The organism is Bradyrhizobium pachyrhizi (assembly GCF_029714545.1).
Lineage (GTDB): Bacteria > Pseudomonadota > Alphaproteobacteria > Rhizobiales > Xanthobacteraceae > Bradyrhizobium > Bradyrhizobium pachyrhizi.
The window spans coordinates 7,778,352-7,801,704 of the sequence record NZ_CP121667.1 but is presented as its reverse complement, the minus strand read 5'-3'; the positions used below and the strand labels follow the sequence as shown (position 1 = coordinate 7,801,704).

Annotated in this window: 22 protein-coding genes and 1 other RNA gene; 13 read left to right on the top strand and 10 right to left on the bottom strand. The window is 65.7% G+C overall.

The annotated features are described in order from the left end of the window. Positions 1-177: 177 nt before the first annotated feature. The 7 genes from QA639_RS36880 to tkt all read right to left on the bottom strand — a co-directional run bounded on the left by QA639_RS36880 (position 178) and on the right by tkt (position 8,790). Positions 178-1,260, bottom strand: a complete 1,083-nt coding sequence (locus QA639_RS36880; RefSeq protein WP_050385257.1) for a Sel1 repeat protein — start codon at positions 1,258-1,260, stop codon at positions 178-180. 7 nt (positions 1,261-1,267) lie between these two features. Continuing rightward, on the bottom strand, positions 1,268-1,957 hold the full coding sequence (locus tag QA639_RS36875; RefSeq protein ID WP_028332806.1) for a thiamine phosphate synthase: 690 nt from the start codon (positions 1,955-1,957) through the stop codon (positions 1,268-1,270). Further along, positions 1,958-2,998 carry a class I fructose-bisphosphate aldolase gene (locus QA639_RS36870; protein WP_028332807.1) on the bottom strand — a complete coding sequence of 347 codons (1,041 nt, stop codon included), beginning with the start codon at positions 2,996-2,998 and terminating at the stop codon, positions 1,958-1,960. Between the two features lie 191 nt (positions 2,999-3,189). Continuing rightward, a complete protein-coding gene (gene fba / locus QA639_RS36865; protein WP_028332808.1) occupies positions 3,190-4,257 on the bottom strand; it encodes a class II fructose-bisphosphate aldolase in 1,068 nt (355 codons plus the stop codon). Between the two features lie 42 nt (positions 4,258-4,299). Then, positions 4,300-5,496 carry a phosphoglycerate kinase gene (locus tag QA639_RS36860; protein ID WP_050385255.1) on the bottom strand — a complete coding sequence of 399 codons (1,197 nt, stop codon included), beginning with the start codon at positions 5,494-5,496 and terminating at the stop codon, positions 4,300-4,302. 143 nt (positions 5,497-5,639) lie between these two features. Then, a complete protein-coding gene (gap, locus tag QA639_RS36855) occupies positions 5,640-6,647 on the bottom strand; it encodes a type I glyceraldehyde-3-phosphate dehydrogenase (protein ID WP_028332810.1) in 1,008 nt (335 codons plus the stop codon). Positions 6,648-6,807: 160 nt separating this feature from the next. Further along, the gene (gene tkt, locus QA639_RS36850; RefSeq protein ID WP_283088588.1) at positions 6,808-8,790 is read right to left on the bottom strand and encodes a transketolase; all 1,983 of its coding nucleotides are present in this window, start codon (positions 8,788-8,790) and stop codon (positions 6,808-6,810) included. A gap of 335 nt (positions 8,791-9,125) precedes the next feature. Between tkt and QA639_RS36845 the strand changes: the two genes are divergently transcribed. From QA639_RS36845 to QA639_RS36825, 5 genes are all read left to right on the top strand, one after another. Continuing rightward, on the top strand, positions 9,126-9,446 hold the full coding sequence (locus tag QA639_RS36845) for a DUF4164 domain-containing protein (RefSeq protein ID WP_018269681.1): 321 nt from the start codon (positions 9,126-9,128) through the stop codon (positions 9,444-9,446). Then, positions 9,443-9,826 (top strand): cell division protein ZapA, encoded by a 384-nt coding sequence (locus QA639_RS36840; RefSeq protein WP_028332812.1) that lies wholly within the window; start codon positions 9,443-9,445, stop codon positions 9,824-9,826. Before QA639_RS36845 ends, QA639_RS36840 begins: the two co-directional genes overlap by 4 nt. A 264-nt stretch (positions 9,827-10,090) precedes the next feature. Continuing rightward, a non-coding RNA gene (ssrS, locus tag QA639_RS36835) (6S RNA) lies at positions 10,091-10,251 on the top strand. A 169-nt stretch (positions 10,252-10,420) separates the two neighbouring features. Then, positions 10,421-10,999, top strand: a complete 579-nt coding sequence (locus QA639_RS36830) for a 5-formyltetrahydrofolate cyclo-ligase (protein ID WP_028343974.1) — start codon at positions 10,421-10,423, stop codon at positions 10,997-10,999. A gap of 2 nt (positions 11,000-11,001) precedes the next feature. Then, the gene (locus QA639_RS36825; protein WP_283088587.1) at positions 11,002-11,826 is read left to right on the top strand and encodes a TIGR00282 family metallophosphoesterase; all 825 of its coding nucleotides are present in this window, start codon (positions 11,002-11,004) and stop codon (positions 11,824-11,826) included. 48 nt (positions 11,827-11,874) lie between these two features. Here QA639_RS36825 and QA639_RS36820 read toward each other — a convergent pair whose 3' ends face one another. Beyond that, positions 11,875-13,299, bottom strand: coding sequence for a methyl-accepting chemotaxis protein (locus tag QA639_RS36820; protein ID WP_283088586.1), 1,425 nt, complete (start codon positions 13,297-13,299; stop codon positions 11,875-11,877). Between the two features lie 196 nt (positions 13,300-13,495). Continuing rightward, on the bottom strand, positions 13,496-15,262 hold the full coding sequence (locus tag QA639_RS36815; protein ID WP_028332816.1) for a methyl-accepting chemotaxis protein: 1,767 nt from the start codon (positions 15,260-15,262) through the stop codon (positions 13,496-13,498). 213 nt (positions 15,263-15,475) lie between these two features. On the opposite strand from QA639_RS36815, the gene QA639_RS36810 reads away from it, so the two are divergent. The 7 genes from QA639_RS36810 (at position 15,476) to QA639_RS36780 (ending at position 21,145) form a co-directional block, all read left to right on the top strand. Continuing rightward, positions 15,476-16,222 (top strand): YebC/PmpR family DNA-binding transcriptional regulator, encoded by a 747-nt coding sequence (locus tag QA639_RS36810; RefSeq protein ID WP_028332817.1) that lies wholly within the window; start codon positions 15,476-15,478, stop codon positions 16,220-16,222. Positions 16,223-16,436: 214 nt separating this feature from the next. Further along, entirely contained in the window at positions 16,437-16,964 is a 528-nt protein-coding gene (gene ruvC / locus QA639_RS36805; RefSeq protein WP_028332818.1) for a crossover junction endodeoxyribonuclease RuvC, read from the top strand. Next, the gene (gene ruvA, locus QA639_RS36800; RefSeq protein ID WP_283088585.1) at positions 16,961-17,578 is read left to right on the top strand and encodes a Holliday junction branch migration protein RuvA; all 618 of its coding nucleotides are present in this window, start codon (positions 16,961-16,963) and stop codon (positions 17,576-17,578) included. Before ruvC ends, ruvA begins: the two co-directional genes overlap by 4 nt. Positions 17,579-17,774: 196 nt before the next feature. Continuing rightward, entirely contained in the window at positions 17,775-18,824 is a 1,050-nt protein-coding gene (gene ruvB, locus QA639_RS36795; RefSeq protein ID WP_028332820.1) for a Holliday junction branch migration DNA helicase RuvB, read from the top strand. 225 nt (positions 18,825-19,049) lie between these two features. Beyond that, complete coding sequence (locus tag QA639_RS36790; RefSeq protein ID WP_283088584.1) at positions 19,050-19,967, top strand: metallophosphoesterase; 918 nt, start codon at positions 19,050-19,052, stop codon at positions 19,965-19,967. Positions 19,968-20,041: 74 nt separating this feature from the next. Continuing rightward, positions 20,042-20,491, top strand: a complete 450-nt coding sequence (gene ybgC / locus QA639_RS36785; RefSeq protein ID WP_283088583.1) for a tol-pal system-associated acyl-CoA thioesterase — start codon at positions 20,042-20,044, stop codon at positions 20,489-20,491. A 186-nt stretch (positions 20,492-20,677) separates the two neighbouring features. After that, on the top strand, positions 20,678-21,145 hold the full coding sequence (locus QA639_RS36780) for a nuclear transport factor 2 family protein (RefSeq protein ID WP_283088582.1): 468 nt from the start codon (positions 20,678-20,680) through the stop codon (positions 21,143-21,145). Positions 21,146-21,907: 762 nt separating this feature from the next. Here the strand turns inward: QA639_RS36780 and QA639_RS36775 are convergent. Further along, positions 21,908-22,552, bottom strand: coding sequence for a glutathione binding-like protein (locus QA639_RS36775; protein ID WP_028332825.1), 645 nt, complete (start codon positions 22,550-22,552; stop codon positions 21,908-21,910). 93 nt (positions 22,553-22,645) lie between these two features. On the opposite strand from QA639_RS36775, the gene QA639_RS36770 reads away from it, so the two are divergent. After that, positions 22,646-23,305 carry a TetR/AcrR family transcriptional regulator gene (locus QA639_RS36770; RefSeq protein ID WP_157347864.1) on the top strand — a complete coding sequence of 220 codons (660 nt, stop codon included), beginning with the start codon at positions 22,646-22,648 and terminating at the stop codon, positions 23,303-23,305. Positions 23,306-23,353 lie beyond the last annotated feature (48 nt).

The window sequence follows — 23,353 nt, the reverse complement described above, 5'->3', positions numbered from 1 at the left end:
AGACCCTGCCCGTCATCCTGAGGAGCGCGGAACGCGCGCCTCGAAGGATCGACGGCCCGGTCCGGGGCCGTCGATCCTTCGAGGCTCGCTCCGCTCGCACCTCAGGATGACGGGAAACGGCCTGTGGCGCCCTTAGTTTCGGACTGGGTGCCCTCTGGAAGTGGCGCCGTCAAGGCGTCATTTGACGTTGTTTCCGATCCATTTTCGCGCGGCTGCCTCGCCCTTGGCGCGGTCTTCCGGGCTCATATCGGCCAGGATGTCGTCGAGATCGGGGTCGCCCTTGCCGGCGGTCTTGGCGACCGTGTGCCATTTCAGCGCCTCGACCTTGTCCACCGGGGCGCCGGCGCCGGTCGCCAGCACATGGGCGAGGCGGTTTTGCGCGATCGCGCTGTTCTGCCGGGCCGCCTTGCGCAGCAGCGCGACCGCCGCCGGCACGTTCCGCGGCGTGCCCGAGCCGTTGTAGAGCGCGATGGCATATTCGACCTCGGCATCGACATTGTCGGCCAGCGAGGCGGCCTGCAGCAGCCGCGCCGCCTTCTCGAGGTCCTTCGGCACGCCGGTGCCTTCCTTGTAGAAGGTCGCGAGCGCGTATTGCGCCTCGGGGCTGCCGGCGTCGGCGGCCATGCGCAAGAGCTCGGCGGACCGGCGGAGGTCCTGCGGCAGGGTCTGGCCGTCGAGATAGAGCAGCGCGAGATTATAGGCGGCCTTCGGCTCGCCGAGTTTGGCCGACGACGCCAGCAGCTTGACCGCGGCATCCTTGTCGACGGTGCCGCCGCGACCCGCGATCTTCATCATGGCGAGCGCGAACATCGCCTCGCGGTCGCCGGCGTCGGAGGCGCGCTTGTACCACTCGTCGGCCTTGACGTAGTCGCGCTTGACGCCGAGCCCATTGGCATAGAGCTCGCCCAGCATCGTCATGGCCTTGGCATCGTTGTTGTTCTGCGCGCGCACGGTCGCGAGGTCGAACGCGGTCTTGTACATGCCGCGCTGATAGGCGCCGTAAACGAGGTCGACATTGGGATCGTCGACGGCCTGGGTCGGGGTCGGCGAGGGAGTCGGAGATGCGGCAGGCTTCGGCGTCGCGGAGGCGGCGGGCTTGGGCGTCGGCTTCTTCGCGACCGGCGAATGCACCTTCGGCTTCGGAGCCTCCTTCTTCGCGGGCGGCGTCTGTGCCGGCGGCGTGATCGAGAGCTGCGCCATCGCGCCGCTCGCCAGCATCGTGCAGCCGAGCGCAACACCTATCGGACGCAGGCATTTCATTCCGGCGTCATCCCTCGGCCTTTCCGTCGGCCTTGGCCTTGCCGAATGTGCCGGCATGCGCCCGCGCAATCGCGTCGCCGATCTCGACAAGCGCCGCCTTGGCGCCGCGCGGATCGGACCAGATGAAGTCTCCGGCCAGCACGAAATCCGCACCGGCCGCCGCGAACGCCTCGGCTTCCTCGCGCGAGGTTGCAAAGCCGACGCAGGGCGGCTCGAACAATTCGTCCCACCATTCCAGCCGCTCGGCGATGGCCTCGCGCGAGGGCCGCTGTCCGTTGGCGTCGGGCTCGCCGAACAGCACGTAGTCGGCACCGGCTTCGCCCGCGGCCATGGAATCGTGGCGGGTCGCGAGCCCGCCGACGCCGACAATGCGGTCGGGTTTCAGCGACGGCATCGCCTCTTCCATCGCGGCGATGCCGGTCAGATGCGCGCCGTCGGCGCCGGCGCGGGCCACGATATCGGGCTGGCCGTCGATCAGCAGCGCCGCGCCGGCGTTCTGGATCGCAGGCGCCAGCGCCTTGATGGTGGAGATCATGCTGCGCAGATCGCTCTCGCGCAGCCGCACCAGCACGGCCGCGACATCGGCCGCGGCAAGCAGCTCGGTGAGCTCGGCCGCAAGCCGCGCAGGCTCATCGACCGCCGGCGTTGCCAGATAGAGACGCGGTGCCGGCCGCGGCGGAACGGGCTTGGTCGCCAACTACGCCGCCTGTTTCTCGAGGTCGGCTTCCCAATTGCCGGTGCTCGCGAGCCCGTTCATCCGGGCGCGATGCGAGAAGGCGCGCTGGCCCGCGGGGACGTTGTCGGGCTTGCCGGACCACGCCTTCTGCGGCGCCGCTTGCAGCGCACGGCCGTAGGAGAAGGTCAGTTTCCAGGGCAAATTGCCGATCTTGTTCATGGCGTCGAGGTGGGCGGTTGCTTCCTCGTCGCTCTGTCCGCCGGAGAGGAAGGCGATGCCGGGCACCGCCGCGGGTACGCAGCTCTTGAGCAGGCGGATGGTCTTCTCGGCGACTTCCTGCACCGGCGCCTGCTTGGGGCACTTCTTGCCCGAGATCGCCATGTTCGGCTTCAGGATCATGCCTTCGAGCGCGACGCGCTGCACCCGCAATTCCTGGAAGGTGCGGTTCAGCACGCGCTGCGTCACCTCGTAGCAGCGGTCGATGTCGTGATCGCCGTCCATCAGCACTTCCGGCTCGACGATCGGGACGATCTGCGCGGCCTGGCACAGCGCGGCATAGCGCGCCAGCGCATGGGCGTTGACGCGGATCGCGGTCATGGTCGGAATGCCGTGGCTGCCGGCACCCGAGCCGATGTCGATCACGGCGCGCCATTTCGCAAAGCGCGCACCGCGCTCGTAATATTTCTTCAGCCGCTCGGCGAGCTTGTCGAGGCCGACGGTGACGAGTTCGCCCGGGCAGTTCGGCAGCGCCTGCGTGCCCTCGTCGACCTTGATGCCGGGGATCGCGCCGGCCTGCTCGATGAGCTTGACCAGCGGCGTGCCGTCCTTGGCATTCTGCCAGATCGTCTCGTCGTAAAGGATGACGCCGGAGATGTACTTGCTCATCGCCTCCTGCGAGCGGAACAGCATCTCGCGGTAGTCGCGGCGATTGTCCTCGGTCGAATCGACCTTGATGGCGTCGAACCGCTTCTTGATGGTGCCGGAGGATTCGTCGGCGGCGAGAATGCCCTTGCCCGGGGTGACCATGGCAAGCGCGATTTTGTTCAGGTCGGAGAGGTTCATCGGGGCGTCCTCCAGAGCCATTGCCTTTGCAAACCAAAATAGGCGGTTCTCGGGCAAATGCCTAGAAAACGTTCGTCGCGGCCGGTGTTTGTCGCAGCCGGCGATCAAGCCCTCGGGACACCGTTTCCGACTGCGCCGGAGCCGGTGTCCCGCCGTAATGTTTCAGGCGATATGCTTGTCAAGCAACCTTGTCAGGCGACCTTGGGGTCGAGCTGGCCCGCGGCGTAGCGCTTGGCCATCTCCGCCGTGGTCAGCACCTTCTTGATCTTGCTTGCCTGGCCCGCGGTGTTGAACTCCTGCAGGCGCTGCTTGCACAGCTTGGTCATCGCCTCCATCGCGGGCTTCAGGTACTTGCGCGGATCGAACTCTTCCGGATTGTCCTTCAGCACCTTGCGGATCTGGCCGGTCATCGCCATCCGGTTGTCGGTGTCGATGTTGATCTTGCGCACGCCGTTCTTGATGCCGCGCTGGATCTCGGCGACCGGCACGCCCCAGGTCGGCTTCATCTTGCCGCCATTGGCGTTGATGATCTCCTGCAGCTCCTGCGGCACCGACGAGGAGCCGTGCATGACGAGATGCGTGTTCGGCAGCTTGCGATGGATTTCCTCGATCACGTTCATGGCGAGGATGTCGCCGTCGGGCTTGCGGGTGAACTTGTAGGCGCCGTGCGAGGTGCCCATCGCGATCGCCAGCGCGTCGACCTTGGTTTCCTTGACGAACTTCACGGCCTCGTCCGGATTGGTCAGCAGCTGGTCGTGCGACAGCTTGCCCTCCGCGCCATGGCCGTCTTCCTTGTCGCCCATGCCGGTCTCGAGCGAGCCGAGCACGCCGAGCTCGCCTTCCACCGAGATGCCGCCGAGATGGGCCATGCCGGTCACGGTCTTGGTGACGCCGACATTGTAGTCCCAGTCGCCGGGGGTCTTGCCGTCGGCCTTCAGCGAGCCGTCCATCATGACCGAGGTGAAGCCGGCCTGGATCGCGGTCATGCAGGTGGCGGGCTCGTTGCCATGATCGAGATGCACGCAGACCGGGATCTGCGGGTAGATTTCGGTGACGGCATCCATCATGTGCTTGAGCATGACGTCGTTGGCGTAGGAGCGCGCGCCGCGCGAGGCCTGGATGATGACGGGCGCGTCGACCTCGGAGGCTGCCGCCATGATCGACAGCGCCTGTTCCATGTTGTTGATGTTGAAGGCAGGTACGCCGTAATCATGCTCGGCCGCGTGGTCGAGCAGTTGCCGCAACGTAATGCGAGCCATTCCATTTCTCCCTGTAGTGCAAGTTCGCGGATGTGACCTAAATCAACCTTTTTTCAAGACTTCGACGCCTGGCAGCGGCTTGCCTTCCATCCATTCAAGAAACGCGCCGCCCGCGGTCGAGACGTAGGAAAAATCGCCGCCCACGCCCGCCTGGTTCAGCGCCGCGACGGTATCGCCGCCGCCGGCGACCGAGATCAGCTTCTTCGTCTTGGTGCGTTCGGCGGCATGTTTGGCCGATACCACGGTGCCGCGGTCGAACGGCGTCAGCTCGAAAGCGCCGAGCGGGCCGTTCCAGACCAGCGTCGCCGCGTCGTCGATCGCGGCATGGATGCGCGCGATCGATTGCGGACCGACGTCGAGGATCATGCCGTCGGCCGGGATCGCATCGAGGCCATAGGCGTGCGACGGCGCATTGGCGGCAAACTGGTTGGCGACGACAGCGTCGACGGGGAGGATGATCGCACAGTTGGCGGCGTTGGCCTTCTCCATGATCCGCAGCGCGGTCGGGGCAAGATCCTTTTCGGCGAGCGACTTGCCGACGGCGACGCCCTGCGCGTGCAGGAAGGTGTTGGCCATGCCGCCGCCGATCACCAGCGCGTCGACCTTGCTCACGAGGTTTTCCAAGAGGTCGATCTTGGTCGAGACCTTGGCGCCGCCGATGATCGCGATCACCGGCTTGGTCGGCGCTTCCAGCGCCTTGCCGAGCGCGTCGAGCTCGGCCTGCATGGTGCGGCCGGCATAGGCCGGCAGCTTGTGGCCGAGGCCCTCGGTCGAGGCGTGGGCGCGATGCGCGGCGGAGAAGGCGTCGTTGACCCAGATGTCGCCGAGCTTGGCGAGCTCTGTAACGAAGCCGGCGTCGTTCTTCTCTTCCTCCTTATGGAAACGCGTGTTTTCCAGGCAGAGGATGTCGCCGTCCTTGAGGGTCGCGACAGCGGCGGCCGCGGGCTCGCCGATGCAGTCCTCGGCGAAGGCCACCGGGCGCTTGATCACTTTCGACAGCGCGTCGGCGACCGGCTTCAGCGATTCCTTGGGATCGCGTCCCTTGGGGCGGCCGAAATGGGCGAGCAGGATCACCTTGCCGCCCTTGTCGGAAATTTCGGTGATGGTGGGGGCCACGCGCTCGAGCCGGGTGGCGTCGGTGACGCGACCATTTTCCATGGGGACGTTGAGGTCGACGCGCAGCAGCACGCGCTTGCCCTTCAGGTTGACGTCGTCGAGGGTGCGGAACGATTTTGTCATGAGCGTTTCCTGTGCGGCCGGACACCGCCGTCCGACGGACGGCGTCGCTTTCGCTTGCCGATGTCGCGGCCGTTGAGGTCGCGAACGCGGGGGGCAAACACGCAGATGCCCGGCGGTGAGCCGGGCATCACGAACAGTCGAACTTAAACCAGCTTGCCGATCGCGACGGCGGTGTCCGCCATACGGTTCGAGAAGCCCCACTCATTGTCGTACCAGGACATCACGCGCACGAAGTTGCCGTTCTGCACCTTGGTCTGGTCCATGTGGAAGGTCGACGAGTGCGGATCGTGGTTGAAGTCGATCGAGACGTTCGGCGCGGTGGTGTAGCCGAGGATGCCCTTGAGCTGCTGCTCGGACGCACGCTTCATCGCCTCGTTGATCTCCTTGGCGTCGGTTGCGCGCTTGGCGACGATCTTGAGGTCGATCACGGAAACGTTCGGGGTCGGAACGCGGACCGAGACGCCGTCGAGCTTGCCCTTCAGCTCGGGCAGCACGAGGCCGATCGCTTTCGCGGCACCGGTCGAGGTCGGGATCATCGACATCGCCGCGGCGCGGCCGCGATAGAGATCCTTGTGCAGGGTGTCGAGCGTCGGCTGGTCACCGGTATAGGCGTGGATCGTGGTCATGAAGCCGGTCTCGATGCCGACGGTGTCGTTCAGGACCTTGGCGACCGGCGCGAGGCAGTTGGTGGTGCAGGAGCCGTTCGAGACCACCAGGTGATCCTTGGTCAGCGTGTCGTGGTTGACGCCGTAGACGATGGTGGCGTCAGCACCGTCGGCGGGCGCCGAGACCAGCACGCGCTTGGCGCCGGCGGTGAGGTGCGCGGAGGCCTTGTCCTTCGCGGTGAAGATGCCGGTGCATTCCAGCGCGACGTCGACGCCGAGCGCCTTCCACGGCAGCTTGGAGGGATCGCGCTCGGCCGAAACCTTGATCTTGTTGTCGCCGAGGCTGATCGTGTCGCCGTCGACCGTGACGGTGCCGGGGAAGCGGCCGTGCACGGAATCGAAGCGCAGCAGGTGTGCGTTGGTCTCGACCGGGCCGAGGTCGTTGATGCCGACCACCTCGATGTCCTTGCGGCCGGACTCGGCGATGGCGCGCAGAATGTTGCGGCCGATACGCCCAAACCCGTTGATCGCGACGCGGATTGCCATGCTCGTCTCCTCTAATGCTGTTGTCAGCCCCGCGGGAGCGCTCCCACGAGGTTTTTACGGCGGAACGCCCGGTTCGGCCGGGCGCGTACGGAAAAGATGGAGCTTAGGTAATCCTTTTTTGCGACAAGCTCAACCTTGGCCCGCGGGTGTCAGGCCAGCGTCAGACGCGCTTGGTGGCAGCGTTAACGACGGCTTCAGCAGTAATGCCGAAATGCCGGAAAAGGTCCTTCGCCGGGGCGCTGGCGCCAAATCCGTGCATGCCGATGAATTCGCCGTCATGGCCGATCACGGCATCCCAGCCCCAGCGCACCGCGGCCTCGATCGCGATCTTGACCGGGGCGTTGCCGATAATGGCATTTTGCCGCTCGGCGGGCTGTGCCAGCAGCAATTCCAGCGACGGGACCGAGACCACCCGCGTCGCGATGCCGCGTCCGGCGAGCTGCTTCTGCGCCTCGACCGCGATCTGGACCTCGGAACCCGACGCGAACAATGACACTTTTGCGTCACCCTGCGCCGCGACCAGCTGATAGGCGCCGTGGCTGCACGGGTTGTCGTTCGGCGCCGTGGTGCGGAGCTGCGGCAGGTTCTGGCGGGTCAGCGCCAGCACCGTCGGTCCGTCGACGCGGTTGAGCGCCAGTTCCCAGCACTCGGCGGTCTCGACCGCGTCGCAGGGGCGGAACACGCGCATGTTGGGCATCGCGCGCAACGCGGACAGATGCTCGACCGGCTGGTGCGTCGGGCCGTCCTCGCCGAGGCCGATCGAGTCATGGGTCATGACATAGACGACACCGGTGCCCATCAGCGCCGACAGCCGCATCGCGCCGCGCGCGTAGTCGGTGAACACCAGGAAGGTGGCGCCGTTCGGCGCGAAGCCGCCATGCAGGAAGATGCCGTTGAGGCACGCCGCCATGCCGTGCTCGCGGACGCCGTAATGGATGAAGCGGCCCTTCGGCGTCTTGGCACCGAACGCCGTCGCCGACTTCGCCTTGTTGTTGTTGGAGCCGGTGAGGTCGGCGGAGCCGGCGACGAATTCCATCGGCATCGCAGCCGCAATCACCTCGATCGCGGCTTCCGACGATTTGCGGGTCGCGACGTTGAGCGGATTTTCCAGGAGCCCCTTCTTGAAGGCGCGCAGCCCCTTGGCGAGCGACTGCGGCCGCTCGTGGCGAATGCGGCGTTCGAACTCGGCGCGCTTGCGGCTGCCGAGTTGCGCGAACTGCTCGTCCCAGGCCTTGTGCTCGGCGGCGCCGCGGCTGCCTGCCTCGCGCCAGGCCTTCAGCACATCGTCGGGCACCGAGAACGGCTCGAGCGAAATGCCGAGCTTCTCCTTGGCCGCCTTGAGCTCGTCGGCGCCGAGCGCCTCGCCATGCGCCTTGGCGGTGCCGGCCTTGTGCGGCGCGCCGTAACCGATCGTGGTCTTGCAGGCGATCATCGAGGGCTTGTTGGATTTCTGCGCGCGGGTGATTGCAGCGGCGATCGCCTGCGGATCGTGGCCATCGATCAATTCGGCGGCCCAGCCTGCAGACTTGAAGCGCTTCACCTGATCGACGGAATCGGAGATCGAGGTCGGGCCGTCGATCGAGATGCCGTTGTCGTCGTACAGCACGATCATCTTGTTGAGCCGCCAGACACCGGCGAGCGCGATCGCTTCCTGCGAGATGCCCTCCATCAGGTCGCCGTCGGAGGCGAGCACATAGGTGTGGTGGTTGACGATCTTCTTGCCGAACTCAGCGGCCAGCATCTTCTCGGCGAGCGCCATGCCGACCGCGGTCGCGATGCCCTGGCCGAGCGGACCGGTGGTGGTCTCGATGCCCTTGGTGTGGAAGTTCTCCGGGTGGCCCGGCGTCAGCGATCCGAGCTGGCGGAAATGCTTGAGCTGGTCGAGCGTCATGTCCTTGTTGCCGGTGAGGTACAGCAACGAATAGAGCAGCATCGAGCCATGGCCGGCCGAGAGCACGAAGCGGTCGCGATCGGGCCACGCCGTGTCGGCCGCATCGAATCTCAGGAATTTTGTGAACAGGACGGTCGCGATGTCGGCGGCGCCCATCGGCAGGCCGGGATGGCCGGAATTCGCCTTTTCGACGGCGTCCATGGCAAGGCCACGGATCGCATTGGCCATACGGGTGTGATCGACCTGCGTCATGATGAAAAGTCCGCCTAAAATGAGGAGCTGATTGCTGGACGGATCGGGGCGGGCAGCCGCGATACGCGCGTGGATGGCCTTACGGGTTGGGGGTGGATTAGCACCTCAATTCCGCAAGTCCAAGGCGATGAAACGCCTCAAAACGGGGAAAAGTGGCCCGAAATCGCCCTATTTCATTCAACGGTGCATAGTTCTGCGCCGCCGTTGCGCTGGGCTCGCTTGCCACGTAAATTTCGTCCCGTAAACGCTTGCCGAACCGCCAGTTTTGCCGTGCGGCAGGGCTGTCTTCCGCAGGCCACCAAGCCAACCGACTTGAAAGGTCCACGCCGCGTGTCATGAGTGATCGTCTCGCCAACGGGTCTGGCAATACCGAGGCACCGCTTGCCGATATCGATGCTGCGACAAAGCGGCTGATGGCAGCGCTCGATGCGCTGGAGAGCTCGGTGGAGCGCCGCCGCGAGGCCGACCGCGACGAGAACGAATTGGCGAGCCGCATCCAGGCGCTCGGCGCCGATCGCTCCAGGCTTGCGGACGAGCTCGACGGATCGCTGGTGAAGACGCGCAAGCTCGAGCGCGCCAATCGCGAGATCGCGGAAAAACTCGACGCGGCAATCGGCAGCATTCGCGCCGTGCTCGACGGCGGAGACAGCAGATGAGCCACATCAACGTCACCATCAATGGCCGGCAATACCGGATGGCCTGCGAGGAGGGCCAGGAGGTGCGGCTCCTGAAGCTCGCGGAAAATCTCCAGCAGCGTGTGGAATCGCTGCGCGGCAAGTTCGGCGAGATCGGCGATGCGCGGCTGACGGTGATGGCGGCGCTTACCGCCTGCGACGAACTGGTCGACGCCAGCGCACGCATCCGCAGCCTCGAGGAGGAGGTCGAGCAGCTGCGCAATGCGCGCGTCGCCGCCATCGACCGCGCCCGCGCGACCCAGACCGCGGTCTCCAACGCGCTCAACGCCGCCGCGGAGCGGATCGAGCGCACCACGCAGGTGCTCAACCGCACCATCGGCGGCGGCATCGCGATCGGGTGATTTATATTTTCCGGCATAGGGTGATCTTATCCTCCCCTGGAGGGGAGGATCGCCGCTCATGAAATGAGCGGCGAGGTGGGGCGACGGTCTTTCCACACGTGCAGTGCCCGCGTTGAGAGATCACCCCACCCCGGTTCGCATTCCGCTACGCTTCATGCGTACTGACCCTCCCCCTCCAGGGGAGGGTGGAGAGAAGTGCATGAGTCTCGGCTGCGTCTTCCTTACCGCTGGCGGATTGGGGCAACGATGGCTAGATTAGCCCCCGCGAAGCTGCGTCGTGCGTCAGGAGCCATATATCCCCGGGGCCTTATCGATCCTTTAGGGAACTGTCCCTGGCCGGGTCCGTGGACCCGGACATATGGTGCCCACCTACTTTCGTAGGGAACTCCGGGATCGAGCGCTCCAACGGCCTCTGCGGCTTCGCACTGATTTTTGCTGTTGCCTTGTTGTCGCGCTGCGGCGGTTTGATTTGTCTAGTGTTGTGCCCCGCGATACGGGGCGTCCAGCGCGCCGCGGCCTGGCCTTAACGAAAGCTAGCGTCTCTGGAATGATGGATCGTCCGTTGTCGCGGACGACGACAGCGGAAGATGGATCATGCACGCATCTCCATCGAAGGCCGAGCTCCGGGCACTTGCTCTCGCCAAGCGCGATGCGCTGAGCGACGAGCAGCGCGCGACGGCTGCCGAAGCGCTCGCCAAGCGCGGCGCGCCGTTCGAGATCGCGCAGGGCATGATCGTCTCAGGCTATGCGCCGATCCGCAGCGAGCTCGATCCGGCGCCGTTGATGAAGAAGCTTGCCGACAAGGGCGCGCGGCTCGCGCTGCCGTGCATCAACGCGCGCGGCCAGTCGCTGATCTTCCGCAGCTGGTCGCCGCAGGATCGGCTGATGCTCGGGCCGCTCGGCATTCCCGAGCCGTCGCCGGCCGCCGCCGAGGTGCATCCGGACGTGATGTTGGTGCCGCTCGCGGCATTCGACAAGCTCGGTCACCGCATCGGCTACGGCGCCGGCTATTACGACTATACCTTCGCGCATCTGCGCAAGGCCAAGCATGTGATCGGGGTCGGACTTGCCTTTGCTGCACAGGAAACCAAGGCGATTCCGGCGCTGTCGCACGACGTCCCGCTCGATTATGTGCTAACGGAGCGCAAGACGTTCGATTTCCGGAGTAGCTAGCCTTGCGAATTCTCTTCGTTGGTGACGTCGTCGGCAGGACCGGCCGCACCGCCATCGCCGACCACCTTCCCGGCATGATCAGGGACTGGTCGCTCGATCTCGTGGTCGTCAATGGCGAGAATTCCGCCGGCGGCTTCGGCATCACCGAGGCGATCTACCAGGAGCTGCTCGACGCCGGCGCCGATGCGATCACGCTCGGCAACCACGCCTGGAATCAGAAGGAGGCGCTGGTCTTCATCGAGCGCGCGCCGCGCCTGATCCGCCCGCTGAATTTCCCGCGACATTCGCCCGGCCGCGGCGCCACGCTGGTCGATACCAAGAGCGGCAAGCGCGCGCTGGTCATCAACGCGATCGGCCGCGTCTTCATGGAGCCGTCCTCGAACGATCCGTTCAGCGCTATCGAGCGCGAGCTCGAGGCCTGTCCGCTGCGCGAGGGCTGTGACGCCATCGTGCTCGATTTCCATGCCGAGGCGACCAGCGAGAAGCAGGGCGTCGGCTTCTTCTGCGATGGCCGCGTCAGCCTCGTGGTCGGTACCCATACCCATGTGCCGACCGCCGATCATCAGGTGCTGCCGGGCGGCACCGCCTATATGAGCGATGCCGGCATGACCGGCGACTATGACTCGGTGATCGGCATGCAGAAGGAGGAGCCGCTGCAGCGCTTCCTCACCGGGATTCCCTCCGGTCGCTTCGAGCCGGCGGGCGGTGTGGCAACGCTGAGCGGCATCGCGGTCGAGACCGACGATGCGACCGGGCTTGCGGTGAAGGTCGCGCCGGTGCGCGCCGGCGGGCGGCTCGAGCCTGCGGTGCCGGGGTTTTGGACGTAGCCCGTAGCCCGGATTACGCTTCGCTCCATCCGGGCTACGGAGCTGCCGTCAACTCTGCCTAAAACCCATCCGGAATGCGCCCCAGTGGCGGCCGTTTACGACGATCGGCGATGACAGGTCCTTCATCAGCACGAAATTGCCGCCGCCCATGTCGCGGCGATAGGTCTGCAGCAGGAACGGTTTTGTGTTGGCCGCGACCTTGCTCACCGCGCGATCGTTGAACAGGCGGCGGTTGCGGCAATTGGCGTTGTTCCAGACCGGGTCCGGCCCCTGCGGCTGCCGGTAGTTCGGATTGTGGGTCGGCAGATAGCCGCTGCGCGCCCAGGCGACGCAGAACACGATGCGCGGATCGCTCTTCTGGATCGGATCCTGGATCGCGGGCAACACGCGGTCGGTGAAGGCGACGTAGTCGGTGAGATACTGCTTCGGATTGGTGCCGGCGATCTCGCGATAATTCTCGTCCATCAATTGCGCGAGCGTGATCTCGCCGCGCGCGACGGCATTCTCGAACAGCTCGGAGATCCGCCTTGCGGTGTCGATCACGACGCGGATCAGTGGCGTATCACTGGTCTCCACGCCGCTGTCGGCGATGGTCACGATCAGGCTCTCGGAGAGCTCGAGCAGTTTCGCGACGCGGCTGTCGGCATGCTTGAGGTCGCGCGAGGAGAGGTCGACACCCTTGGCCAGCTCGTTCAGCTCCGCGATCACGCTGTCGCAATGGCCGAGATTGGAGGTCGCGGCGCGCGCCACGCTGCCGATCTCGGCGCCGACGGATGAAAAGCCTTCCTGCACGCGCATGATGATGCCCGAAATCTGCTGGGCGCCTTCGCCGGCGCTCTTGGCGCGCAACGAGGCATCGCTGCTCTCGCCGATCAGGCTGCCGATCTGGCCGTCGAGATCGCGCACGGTGTCGGAAATCTGATGCGTCGCCTGGCGCGTCGCTTCCGCAAGGTTCTTGACCTCGCTCGCGACCACCGCAAAGCCGCGGCCGGCATTGCCGGCGCGCGCCGCCTCGATGGTGGCGTTGAGCGCCAGCAGATTGGTCTGCTTGGCGATCGCCTCGATCGAACCGGAAACCTTGGCAACCTGGCTCAGCGCGGAGCCGACCGCGGCGAGCCGCGCCTCGATCCGTCCGACCGCCGCGACGAGCTCCGCGATATGGCTGACCGCCGTCTCGACCACATGGCGGGACTCCGCGATCTGGCCGACCGCGGCGGATGCGGTCGTTTGCACCGCCTGCGATGCGTTGGCGATGTCGTGATTGGCGGCGACCATCGTCTCGGCGGTCGTCTGCAAATGATGGAAGCGCTCGGACTGGCTGCTGACGCGGTTCGCGACCTCCTGGACGTTGCCGGCGATGTCGGCGAGTTCCACCCCGAGGCCGCCGATGCGGTCGGCGAGCTGGTCCACCAGCCGCTCGGCCAGCGTTCGGTCCGATGACGTATCCAGAACTGCAAGTTGCGCGGCCGACATGTCGACGCTTCCTCCGTTACAGCGGCCCGTCGGCCGCCGCAGCATTCCCCATTCCGATCCTAAAGCGTGATTCGCGCTGCCGGTCTTGCCTGAGCGCGCACCCTGTAGCCCGGATGCAGCGCAGCGAAATCCGGGGCTCCTGTCCGTGCAACACGCATCCCCGATTACACTTCGCCGCATCCGGGCTACGAAGCGTTCAAAGCTTGTAGGCGGTGCGGAACCCGCCCCAATGCCGGCCGCGCACTCGGATCGGTACGTCGATCTCGCGCATCATCACCGTGTTGCCGCCTCCCATGTCGCGCGCATAAGTCTGGATCAGATAGGCGCGCTGGTTGCGGCCGGCGGCGAGGCCCGCGGCGTCGTTGAAGATGCGGCGGTTGCGGCTGTTGGCGGTGTTGTATGTCACGTCGCCCGGCCGCTGCGGCTGCGAGTAGAGCTTATTATGGACCGGCAGGTAGCCGTTCTGGTCGATCATCACACAGAACGCCATCCGCTTGTCCCTGGCGAGGAATGCCTCCTGGAACGCCGGCAGCGTGCGCTCCGCCCAGTCCAGCATTTTGGTGCGGTACTGCACCGGGTTGGTGCCTGCGATCTCGACATAATCGGTGTCGAACATGTCAGATATCGCGATCGCGCCGCTTGCCAGCCCGTTCTCGAACATCTTGCTCAGCGCGCTGCCGGCTTCGATCGCGCGGGTGACGAGTTCGGCGTTCTCCTCGTGGATCGCCCACATCCGGTCTTCGATTTTTTCCCGCAGCTCGGCGGTTGCCGCCTCGAAGCGGGCCTGGCTGCCTGCCTTGGAGCGCTCGCCGATCCGGATCCGGCACGCGCCGACCTCCTGCAATGTCCCGTTCAGGGTCTCCTGCACCGGCAGCTTCCCGGCATCGGGTCCGCCGATCAGAATGCCGTCCATCGCGATCTCGTAGACCGGCGCGGTGACGAGGCCGCGCGCGGTCGTGATCTCGATCTTGAGGCTGCAGGGCAGGCGCTCGTTCTTGCGCGGATCGCCGCGCTCGTCCTGGCGCAACAGCACCGCGCAGCGCGCTTTCAGCTTCTGCGCGAATGCGGTCACCGTCTTGCCGGCCTTGGCGACATTGTCGCCATGCGCGGCGGCTTCGCGTGTTGCCGAGTCGATCTCGCCGGCGCTGGTGCCGACCGAGACGATGAAGTGCGAAGCGGAGGCGGCATTCTGGCCCATCTCACCGGTGATTTCATTCTGCTCGGCAACCGCTCCGTTGACGTTCTCGAACACCGGGCGGATCTTTTCGATCGCCTGGGAGATGCGGTGGACCGCGTCCGCCGATCCGGTGGCGTCCTTCTGCAATACCTCGATCTTGCGGGTGATCTCCTCGGTCGCGCTCTGGGTCTGCACTGCCAGCGCCTTGACCTCAGTTGCGACCACCGCAAAGCCCTTGCCGGCGGCACCGGCGCGCGCCGCCTCGATCGTCGAGTTCAGCGCGAGCAGCGTGGTCTGCCGCGCGATCTGCGCGATCAGATTGACGACGTTGCCGATCGCGGCCGAAGACTCGCGCAGGCGATCGACATTGTCGGTGGCCTCGCGCGCCGCGGCCGCGGCGTCGTCGGCGAGCTGGCTCGCGCTGCGAACCTGCGCGCCGATGCCCTCGGCGGAGTGGGTGAAACGGTCGGCGGCTTGCGAGAACGTCGTCGCGGTGCTCTGCGCATCGCTGCTGCGGCCGGTCAGCGCATCGGTGCGGGCGCGAATGGTGGCGAGCTTGGCTGCCGTCGCCTCGGCGCCGTCGGCGACCGAGCTCGCGGCGCGCTCGAGCTGGCGGATCATCGCCCCGAGCTCGAGTTCCAGCAATTCCAGGATTTCCTTGGATGAATCCTTGGCCAAATCAGTCTCGGTCGAGACCTGAGGGGTGGCGGCCGCGGTTGGAACCTGCGGCGCGACGGCCGGCGCAGCCGGCTCCGGCACTTGCTTTCGAAACAAACCGAACGCCATGTGGGCTCTTTAGGGGCTGTGGAAAGTTGCGGCGGGACGGGGCGATCCTCGCATCCGGGCGTGAAGTCATGGTTAACAAGTGCCTCATATTCCGGCTTGCGGTAGTATTCCTCCGCCGTAGGGCCCCGCCGATCCTTTGATTTTGACCGTGAGGGGCCTATAAGGCCGCGTTTTCCATCCCTGTTCAGACCCTAAGCTCCGAAGAGACGTCGCATGGCCGGCCATTCCCAATTCAAGAACATCATGCACCGCAAGGGCCGGCAGGATGCCCAGAAGTCGAAGCTTTTCGGCAAGCTGGCCCGCGAAATCACCGTGGCGGCCAAGCTCGGCACCCCGGACCCGGCGATGAATCCGCGGCTGCGCGCCGCCGTGGTCGCGGCCCGCGCCGAGAACATGCCCAAGGACAATATCGACCGCGCCATCAAGAAGGCCGCGGGCAATGAGGGCGAGAACTACGACGAGATCCGCTACGAGGGTTATGGCCCCGGCGGCGTCGCCGTCATCGTCGAGGCGCTGACCGACAACCGCAACCGCGCTGCTTCCGACATCCGCTCCTTCTTCACCAAGTCGGGCGGCAATCTCGGCGAAACCGGCTCGGTCGCCTTCATGTTCGATCGCACCGGCATCATCGAATACGACGCCAAGGTCGCCTCCGACGACGCGATGCTGGACGCCGCGATCGAGGCCGGCGCCGACGACGTGGTCTCCAGCGAGGGCGGCCACGAGGTCTACGCCTCGCAGGACACCTTCCGCGAAGTCGCAAAAGCGCTGGAAGCGAAGTTCGGCGAGCCGCGCAAGGCGGCGCTGACCTGGAAGCCGCAGAACACCGTTTCGGTCGACGACGAGACCGGCGAAAAGCTGCTGAAGCTGATGGACCTGCTCAACGAGCACGACGACGTGCAGAATGTGTTCGCCAATTTCGAGGTGTCCGACGCGCTGATCGCGAAGATGGGCGGTTGATCCATTTGCTCCGCTGTCATCGCCCGGCTCGACCGGGCGATCCAGTATTCCAGAGACCTTCATTTGATCCGCGAGGCCGCGGCGTACTGGATCCCCCGCTTTCGCGGGGGACGACGAGCCGAGGCTGGGCGATGGGCCGAGCTGACCGCGACGGAGGCGGGGATGAGGCTCCGTTTGTGTTTCGTTCTCCCGGCGCAGGCGGTATCACTACCCCATGACATCCCAGCCGATTCGCTCTCCCGTCCGCATCATCGGTATCGATCCGGGTCTCCGCCGCACCGGCTGGGGGGTGATCGAGACCGAAGGCAATCGTCTCGTCTATATCGCCTGCGGTTCGGTCGAGCCGCCGGACGATCTGCCGCTGGCGAGCCGGCTGCTTGCGATCCATGAGGGGCTGGCTGCCGTGCTCGCCCACCACCGACCGGCGGAGGCGGCGGTCGAGCAGACCTTCGTCAACAAGGACGGCGTTGCCACGCTGAAGCTCGGCCAGGCGCGCGGCGTCGCCATGCTGGCGCCCGCAATGTTCGGTATCTCGGTCGCCGAATACGCGCCGAACCAGGTCAAGAAGACCGTGGTCGGCGCCGGACATGCCGAGAAGAGCCAGATCCAGGTGATGCTGAAGATCCTGCTGCCGAAAGCCGAGCCGCCGTCCGCCGACGCCGCGGACGCGCTCGCGGTCGCGATCACCCACGCCCATCACCGCCAGAGCACCGCGCTGCGGCTCAAGGTGGCGAACCTATGATCGGCAAGCTGAAGGGCCTGATCGATTCCTATGGCGAGGACTATGTGATCCTCGACGTCGGCGGCGTCGGCTATCAGGTGCATTGCGCGAGCCGCACGCTGCAGGCGCTGCCGTCGCCGGGCGGCGCTGCCGTGCTCTCGATCGAGACCTATGTCCGCGAGGACCAGATCAAACTGTTCGGCTTCCGCAGCGATCACGAGCGCGAATGGTTTCGCCTGCTGCAGACCGTGCAGGGCGTCGGCGCCAAGGTCGCGCTCGCGGTGCTCGGCACGCTGCCGCCGACCGATCTCGCCAATGCGATCGCGCTGCGCGACAAGGCGGCGGTGGCGCGGACGCCGGGGGTCGGGCCGAAGGTCGCCGAGCGCATCGTCAGCGAACTGAAGGACAAGGCGCCGGGCTTCGCCGATGTCGATCCCGCGGTGGTGCATCTGTCGGGCGCGATCGACAACAACCGCGCGCCGCGCCCGGTGACCGACGCGATCTCGGCGCTGGTCAATCTCGGCTACGGCCAGCCGCAAGCCGCTGCCGCCATCGCCGCCGCCTCGCGCAGCGCCGGTGAGAGCGTCGAGACCGCGCAGCTGATCCGGCTGGGCCTGAAGGAATTGTCGAAGTGAGTTGTGTATCGAAGCGTCTCTCTTCTTCACCTCGCCCCGCTTGCGGGGAGAGGTCGGACCGCATCGAAGATGCGGTCCGGGTGAGGGGGTACAGGTCTCAACACGCATCGCGCTCGCGGATGGAGCCCCTCACCCCAACCCTCTCCCCGCAAGGGCGGGGAGAGGGAGAACAACCACCTCGTGCTGGTTTAGCGATATGAACACGCCCTCGCGCATGGTCTCGCCCGAACGCCGCTCCGATGATGTCGGCGACACCGCGCTGCGGCCGCAGTCGCTGACCGAGTTCGTCGGCCAGGCCCAGGCGCGCAAGAATCTCTCGATCTTCATCGAGGCTGCGAAGAAGCGCGGCGAGGCGCTCGATCATGTGCTGTTCGTCGGTCCGCCCGGCCTCGGCAAGACCACGCTGGCGCAGATCGTCGCGCGCGAGCTCGGCGTCGGGTTTCGCGCCACCTCCGGCCCTGTCATTGCGAAGGCCGGCGATCTCGCGGCGCTGCTGACCAATCTCGAAGAGCGCGACGTGCTGTTCATCGACGAGATTCATCGCCTCAGCCCGGCGGTCGAGGAAGTGCTCTATCCCGCGATGGAGGATTTTCAGCTCGACCTGATCATCGGCGAAGGTCCCGCGGCGCGTTCTGTGAAAATCGAATTGTCGAAATTCACGCTGGTCGGCGCGACGACGCGTGCGGGGTTGCTCACCAATCCCTTGCGCGACCGCTTCGGCATTCCGATCCGGCTCAATTTCTACACCGAGGAAGAGCTGGAGAAGATCGTCACCCGCGGCGCCCGCGTGCTCAATATCGGCATGAGCCCCGACGGCGCCAACGAGATCGCGCGCCGCGCCCGCGGCACGCCGCGCATCGCCGGCCGCCTGCTGCGCCGGGTGCGCGACTTTGCCTCCGCCGCCGATGCCGATTCCGTCGACCGCGGCATCGCCGACCGGGCGCTGAGCGCGCTCGAGGTCGACAGCGCCGGGCTCGATGCGATGGACCGGCGCTATCTCACCACCATCGCCCTGAACTATGGCGGCGGACCGGTCGGCGTCGAGACCATGGCGGCGGCGCTGTCGGAGCCGCGCGATGCGATCGAGGACATCATCGAGCCCTATCTGATCCAGTGCGGCTATCTGCAGCGCACTCCGCGTGGCCGGCTCCTGACCTCGCATGCCTTCCGCCATCTCGGCCTCGCCGAGCCGAACCGCGACCCCTCGCAGTTCGGGCTGTTCGGCGGCAATGGCGACGACGACTGACGCATGATCCGGAAAAGGGCGAAGCGGTTCTTCATGCTCGCCTCCGCTCCCGAAGTCGTGAAGAGACGTGTTGATGCGGCGCATCGCACTTGCCGGTAACCTTGGCCGCTGACGGCATCTCTGCAGGCCGTCCGCACAAACGCGGCCCAATTTCGCTCCAATCAAAGGGCCTATGATAGCCCAAAGTGTTTTCGACAAGCGCCAGGCATCACCGATCAAACGTCCATGATTTCACGTCGTCATTTTCTGCGCGGGTTCGGCGGGTTGACCGCCGCCACCGCTTCGACCGCGGCCTATGGCTTGAGCGAGCCGGTCGTCCGCCTCGCGCTCACGCGCTACGATCTGTCGCCGCGGCAATGGCCGGCGGACTTTCGGCTCAAGATCGCCGCACTCGCCGACATCCACGCCTGCGATCCCTGGATGTCGCTCGATCGCATCGCAGAGATCGTCGAGCGGACGAACGGCCTGAACCCCGACATCATCGTGCTGCTCGGCGACTATGTCGCGGGGCTGCGCCACGTCACGCGCTTCATTCCGGCCTCCGACTGGGCCGCGGTGCTGAAGAGCCTGAAGGCGCCGCTCGGCGTGCACGCCGTGCTCGGCAACCACGACTACTGGGAAGACAAGGCGGTACAGCGCTTGGGGCGCGGCATCCCGCTGGCGCGCCGCGCGCTGGAGGGGGCGGGGATTCCGGTCTACGAGAACGACGCGGTGCGGCTCGCCAAGGACGGCCGTCCGTTCTGGCTCGCCGGTCTCGGCGACCAGCTCGCCTTCATGGCGGCGCGGCCCTATCGCCAGGTCACGCGCATCGGCGTCGACGATCTCAACGCGACGCTTGCCAAGGTCACAGACGACGCGCCGGTGATCCTGCTCGCGCATGAGCCCGACGTCGCGCTCCGGGTGCCCTCGCGCGTTGCGCTGCAATTGTCCGGCCACACCCATGGTGGGCAGGTCCGGTTGCTCGGCTGGTCGCCGGCGGTGCCGGTGAAGCACGGCATGCGGCTCGCCTATGGCCATATCAAGCTGAAATGCGACGTCGTCGTCTCCGGCGGCCTCGGCTGCAGCATCATGCCGTTCCGCCTCGGCGTGCCGCCCGAGATCGTGCAGGTCACGCTCGGCGCAAAGGGGCCGGTGGTGTCCTGAGCGCGCTTGCGTGATCGAGGAATTTGCGCAACACGATTGTTGTTCCCGTTCCGAGGGCAATCGAGGGGCCGCAATTGACCTTACCCCATATCGACGGCGTGATCCGCGATGGCCGCCACCATATGCAGGTCCGTGTCTATTACGAAGACACCGATTTTTCCGGCATCGTCTACCACGCCAACTACCTGCGCTTCATGGAGCGCGGCCGCACCAATCATCTCCGTCTGATGGGCGCCGAACAGAACGCGCTGTTCGAGGAGGCGCAGGAAGAGACTGGCGGCTTCGCCTTTGTCGTGCGCTCGATGACGCTCGATTTCCTCAAGCCTGCGCGGATGGACGACATGCTCGATGTCGTGACTTGGCCGATCGCGGTGAAGGGCGCCTCCATCTTGCTCGCTCAGGAAGTCCGGCGCGGCGATGACGTGCTTGTGAAGGCCGAGGTCCGCGTCGCCTTCATCAGCGGCGGCCGCGCGCAGCCGATTCCGAAGGCTATTCGCGCGCTGATGAAGGCCGATCTGGCTTAGAGCGTTTTCGAGCGAACCGGGTAGCGGTTCGCGTGAAGAAAGCGCGTCAAAATAAGAGGCTAGAGCCCGTTCCGGTATAATCGGAACGGAATAGGCTCTAGTTTAGCTATCGGCTGATAGGAAACGCCCCATCGACTCTCGGCGGCGCGGCGCTAGATTTGCGTGCCGAACAACGAGGGATCGCCGATGTCACGCCCGCCGCTGCCACCTTTCACCCGCGAGACCGCCGCGCAGAAAGCGCGCATGGCGGAGGACGCCTGGAATTCGCGCGACCCCGTTCGGGTTGCCGGCGCCTATACCGAGGACAGCCGCTGGCGTAACCGCTCCGAGGTGTTTCAGGGCCGCGAGGCGATCGTGGCCTTCCTGACCCGCAAATGGGAAAAGGAGCTGGAGTATCGCCTGATCAAGGATCTCTGGGCGTTCGACGGCAACCGCATCGCGGTGCGCTTCCAGTACGAATGGCACGATGCCGGCGGCAACTGGTTTCGCTCCTACGGCAACGAGCAGTGGGAGTTCGACGAGCACGGCCTGATGCGTCGCCGCGAGGCCTCGATCAACGACATCGCGATTGCAGAGAAGGACCGCCGCTTCCACTGGCCCGCCCCGGGCCCGCGTCCGGCCGACGTGCCGGGCTTGGGGCTGGAGCCGTTCTGATCGGCTCGTAGCCCGGATGGAGCGAAGCGAAATCCGGGGTAGTCTCGCCTGCGGTAATACCGTTCCCGGATTGCGCTGCGCTCCATCCGGGCTACGGCGCGTTTGTGGCGGCTCATCGAAAACGATTGCGAGTCTCGATGGGGGGCGGTTTATTCTGGTTCGCGTTGCAACCTCACCGCGTCTACCGGACTCCATTACATGCCTATTAAACGTTCTGCCGCCGTTGCGCTCGCAGGCTTCCTTCTCGCGACCGTCTTCATAGCCGTTCCTATCCAGCCAAGCGCAGCGAAAGGTAAAATGCACGGGCCCGAGACATGGGGACCGATCTTCAGGCATCAGGTCGAGAGGTGTTGGCGGAAACCCGTACGCGTCGAAAACGATACCGGGAGCATGAAGGCCGAGTTCGTGATCGAGCTCACGCGAGAGGGCAAGCTGGATGGCCAACCTATCCTGTCTTCGGGGAACAGTTCAGCAACATCAGAGTCGGCTCGGGTCTATCAACGGAGCGCGCTCCGAGCGATTGCTGACTGCCAACCTTACACCTTGCCGGCGGAATACTACCATCAGTGGAAGAAGTTCATGCCGGTCTTTACTGATACGCCACTCGATCGGGCAGGGAAGCCTACCGGTGGGGAGCTTGATACTCGCAAGCTTTCAATTTGCCGAGGATGCTGACGCAACACCAAACGGCGCATTTGCGGACGCATCCCCTCACCCCAGCCCTCTCCCCGTGAAAAACGGGGAGAGGGAGCGGAGAGAGCCCTACGCCGCCGCCTTGTGCCGCGCGATCTCGGCCTTGTAGAGTTCGAACTCCTCCGCGATCGCCTTCGCGACCGAGGGCCGGGCGCGCAGCCGTTCGTAATAGGCCTTCAGCGCCGGCCATTTCGCGAGCTCGATCGGCGGCGTTGCCATGGTCCAGTTGATGACGGTGACGAGATAGGCGTCGGCGACACTGAAATGATCGAGCAGGTACTCGCGACCCTTCAGGTGGTCCTCGAGATAGTCGAGCCGTGAGACGTATTTCTCCACGGCATAGGTCTTGGCCTCCGGCGGCGCCTTCTTGTCGAGCAGGGGCAGGAACAGGCCCTTGTGCAGCTCGGTGCCGATGAAGCACAGCCATTGATGCAGCTTTGAACGCTCGGCGTTCGACGCCGTGCCGATGCCGGCGCGCGGAAACTGGTCAGCGACATATTGCAGGATCGCGGCGTTCTCGGTCAGCACGACGCCGTCGTCGGTGCGCAGCGTCGGCACCAGGCCGAGCGGGTTGACCTTGTTGAAGTCGGAGCCGTCGTTGCGCACCGCCTTGGTCTTCGGGTCGACCTCGAGATAGTTGGCCGGCTGGCCGGCTTCATAGAGCGCGACGCGGGTCGCCATCGAGCAGGCGAGGGGCGAGAAATAAAGGTCCATGGGTGCCTCCAGTGTCTGGCGCGGGTGTCCGGCCGTTGTTGATTTTTGTACTGTCTTGGATAATATTGATGGCGTCAAGGAATTAAATGCGAAATGGTACAAAAAAATAAGAAGCCGCCAACTGCCGCCAAAATCGCGGCGCCGGTCACCCCGAAGCGGCGCGGGCGGCCGCGCGCCTATGAGCCCGATGTCGCGCTCGGCAAGGCGCTCGATCTGTTCCGGCGCGACGGCTTTGCCGCGACCTCGCTCGATGATTTGAGCGCCGCGACCGGCATGAACCGGCCGAGCCTCTATGGCGCGTTCGGCGACAAGCGCGAGCTCTACATCAAGAGCTACCAGCGCTATCGCGACGACGCGCGCGCCGCGATGGTCGACATCTTCCGCGCCGACGCGCCGCTGCGCGAGCGGCTCGACCGCATCTATCGCATCGCGCTCGACATCTATCTCTCCGGCGAGTCCGGCCCGCGCGGTTGCTTCACCGTGATGACGGCGGCGTCGGAGGCGGTGTCGGATCCGGACATCCGCACCATGGTGGTCGAGGGCCTGACCGAGCTCGACAAGGCGTTCGGCATCTGCTTCCGCCACGCCAAGGAACGCGGGGAACTGCCTGAGGGGACCGATCCGGCGTCGCTGGCGCATCTGGCTTCCGCCACCATCCACACCATCGCGATCCGCGCCCGCGCCCGGGTGCCGCGTAAGGAGCTCGAGGCGATCGTGAAGGGTGCGATCGACGTGCTGTGCGGGGCGAAATAGCCGCCGCGAACTTTCTTGCGCAGCAAATGTCGGGCGCTGGCTTTCCCG